Here is a 3,275-nt window from a genome sequence, read left to right as displayed (position 1 = left end):
AGTTCAGAGAAGACCTCTGGGTTATGAGCCCAGCGAGCTACCGAGCTGCTCCACCCCGCGATGGTGCGATCAGTCTAGCGGCCTCAGACGGTAGGTTCGCCCCATTTCCGACCTGGCGACCTCGCAGCAGCCCGGCGGCGGTGGTTCGAATGATCTCGTCAGATCCGATCGCGGCGTTCGCTGCGAGGGGCGCCGAGCTGGATACCGTGACGGTGGTCTTGTCGGGTCGCCTCGGGCGACTCCTCCGCTGCGGCACTTGACCGCAGATCAGCGGCGATCCCTTCGAGAAGATCGCACTCACTGAGTAACTGAGCCCCTGCCCGGGCGTTGTTCCGATCACGGTCACTCTGGCCAGGTAGAGGACCAGCCCGCCGTGCGGCGGGCCGTAGAACCAGAGGAGCTTCCGACAAACCAGCGTTCTGCCGACATGTCCGTAGTGGCAGCCCTCGAGGCCTGGCTCGGCACGGATACGTGATCAGGCGTAGCCGTAACTGGCTCACACGGGTGGATCGCGTGCGTGATATCACCGGCGAAATGGCACATCGTAGGTCGTGCTGCCAGGTTGAGAACCCGCCATCGGCTGACACTGACTCGGCCGGTCACGGAGCCCGTGCGGCCTGACCTCAAGGAGGCCGCGGCCACTCCGAGGAGGTCTCATGACGCCGCACCTCACTCTCCGCAAGCTGCCCTATGCGTTCAAGGTCGCTGCCGACGTCCAGGCTGTGGGGCCAGCGCGTCGGCTCGTGCGTGAGGTGGTGGAAAGTCTGGGCCTGGGGCAGCAGGCCCCGTCGTCGGATGATCTCGAGTTACTTGCTGGAGAGTTGATTGCCAATGCAGTGGTCCATACGGAGGCGCCCTGCGTGGTGTGTCTCCAGTGGACGGGCCGACGGGTGCGTGTCGAGGTAACCGACGCCGATGTAAGGGAAGCGGAGGCGAAAGCCCCGCCACCGTGCGCTGAGCACGGGCGCGGGCTACTCCTCGTTGACATGCTGGCGGCAGCCTGGGGTAGCCAGCCCTGCCCCGCAGGCAAAACGACATGGTTCGAGTTGGCGGTGCCCGCTGCCGGGGAATCGTCCGCGAGTGCGGCACTCTCGGGCACGCTGGAGGGGGTCCACTGTGTGACCGGCTTCTCTGACGATGCTTCTCCCGCCGCGGCTGAGCCCGAGGTCGTCGTGCATGCGCCAGCGCAGCTGGAACATCAGGCTGTTTGAGTCCGGCCAGCCCTGGTTGTTCGCCTCCGCCCTGCTGAGTCCCCGTGGTCGAAACGGGCACAGGATGCAACATTCAAGAGGGCAGTCGGTAGATCGACGAGCCCTGAGCGCGGCAGCCCCGGCACGGGCGGCCGTCCCCTTTATTTGGGCGCTTCGGCAGGACACGACCGGCGAGAATGGCACCTTATTTCACCGTCCGTCCTGTTCCCCCAAAGTTTTGAAGGGCCATCACTTCCGTGACTGACCAGCGCATGCTCACTGGAGACCGACCCACCGGAAAGCTGCACCTCGGCCACTACGTGGGCAGCATCGCCAACCGGGTGCAGCTCCAGCACAAGTACGAGACCTTCCTGATCATCGCCGACCTGCACATGCTCACCACCAAGAACACCCGGGAGGACATCGCCAAGGTCTCCACCAACGCCCGGGACATGGTCCTTGACTCCCTCGCAGCCGGCATCGACCCGGCCCGGGCGACCTTCTACCTGCAATCGGCGATCCCCGAGGTCACCGAGCTCAACACCCTGTTCCAGAACCTGGTGACCGTACCGCGCCTGGAGCGCGTGCCCAGCCTGAAGGACATGGCTCGGGACTCGGGCAAGGAAGAGATGCCGTACGGCCTGCTCGGCTATCCCGTGCTCCAGGCGGCCGACATCCTCTGCGTCAAGGCGCATGTCGTACCCGTCGGCAAGGACAACCACGCCCATGTGGAAGTCACGCGGGAGATCGCCCGCCGGTTCAACCACCTCTACGGGGAGACCTTCCCCGTCCCCGAACTCGTTGAGAGCGATGTGCCCACCCTGGTGGGTACCGACGGCCAGGGGAAGATGAGCAAGTCCATCGGCAACGTCATCTACCTCTCCGACAGCGCCGAGGACGTCCGTAAGCGAGTCGCCGGTATGTACACAGACCCCAACCGGATCCGCGCCGACATTCCCGGCACTGTGGAAGGCAACCCCGTCTTCGTCTACCACGACGTCTTCAACGACAACCCCGCCGAGGTCGCCGACCTCAAGGAACGCTACCGAGCGGGCACGGTCGGCGACGTAGAGGTCAAGGACAAGCTGGCTGCCGCCATCAACCGCTTCCTCGACCCGATGCGGGAGCGCCGCGCACGCTACGAGGAACAGAGCGGCCTCGTCGACGAAATCATCGTCGACGGCACCGAACGCACCCGCCGCGAAGTGCAGCAGGTGGTCTTTGAAGCCCGCAAGGCGATGGGCCTGACCGCCGCCTACAACCAGCTACGTCGCAAGGCCGAGCGAGCCCGCAAGAGCAGGGAGAACACAGCACCCTGAAGACCACCGGGAACCCATGCCTTCTGCTATATCGGCGCGGGAGTGGCCCTCAAGCTCCCGCGCAGTTCGCATCGTCCAACGACCCGACGGCACGCTCGTGCCCGTCAAGACCGCCCGCCACCCACCATGCACGCGCCCGGTAGATCATCGCCCCCTACTGCGGTGCCAGGCTCCCTGAGGCTCTCCTCACAGCCACCGTGTCGCGGAGCTAGTAGGGCCTGGTCAGGTTCACCCGACGGTGGCGTGTCCGTTTGATCGCTTGTTCCGTTGACCTGTTGTGATGGGTGGGGAGCTGGCTGCGGTCCGGTGTGATCTGGAGGACTTCGCGGCGGAGATGTTCGAGCCGTTCGCGCGGGCGGATCAGCGCCGGTGGGGCGGGGTCTATCTGCGGGGCCTGCTGCTGGAGGGGCGGCGCAAGTCGGTGGAGCCGATGGCCGCCCGGCTGGGCGAGGACGGCAACCGTCAGGCCCTGGCGCACTTCATCACCTCCAGCCCGTGGGAGGCGGCGCATGTGCGTGCCCGCCTGGCCTGGCGGATGCAGCACGTGATCAAGCCCACCGCGCTGATCGTGGATGACACGGGCTTCCTCAAGGACGGGGATGCCTCGGCGTGTGTGGCCCGGCAGTACACCGGCACCGCGGGCAAGGTCACCAACTGCCAGGCCGGGGTGTCCCTGCACCTGGCCTCCGACGACGCGTCGGCTGCGGTCGACTGGCGGCTGTTCCTGCCCGAGAGCTGGGATCCCGCCTCGCCCAAAGCCGATCCG

The 3,275-nt window shown here is 66.1% G+C and carries 3 protein-coding genes; all 3 read left to right on the top strand.

What is annotated here, in order from left to right; genetic code table 11:
- The first annotated feature begins 656 nt into the window (after positions 1-656).
- Positions 657-1,211: an ATP-binding protein gene (locus IE277_RS46395; RefSeq protein WP_189960137.1), complete on the top strand. Its 555-nt coding sequence runs from the start codon at positions 657-659 to the stop codon at positions 1,209-1,211.
- Between the two features lie 236 nt (positions 1,212-1,447).
- Positions 1,448-2,509, top strand: coding sequence for a tryptophan--tRNA ligase (gene trpS, locus IE277_RS46390; RefSeq protein ID WP_189960135.1), 1,062 nt, complete (start codon positions 1,448-1,450; stop codon positions 2,507-2,509).
- Positions 2,510-2,789: 280 nt separating this feature from the next.
- The coding region (locus IE277_RS46385) for an IS701 family transposase (RefSeq protein WP_373311023.1) at positions 2,790-3,275 on the top strand (486 nt) is incomplete at its 3' end.

It is taken from the genome of Streptomyces alanosinicus, from assembly GCF_014650595.1.
GTDB classification, from domain to species: domain Bacteria; phylum Actinomycetota; class Actinomycetes; order Streptomycetales; family Streptomycetaceae; genus Streptomyces; species Streptomyces alanosinicus.
Note: the sequence above shows the minus strand (reverse complement) of the source record. Positions and strands in the feature narration are given on the sequence as shown.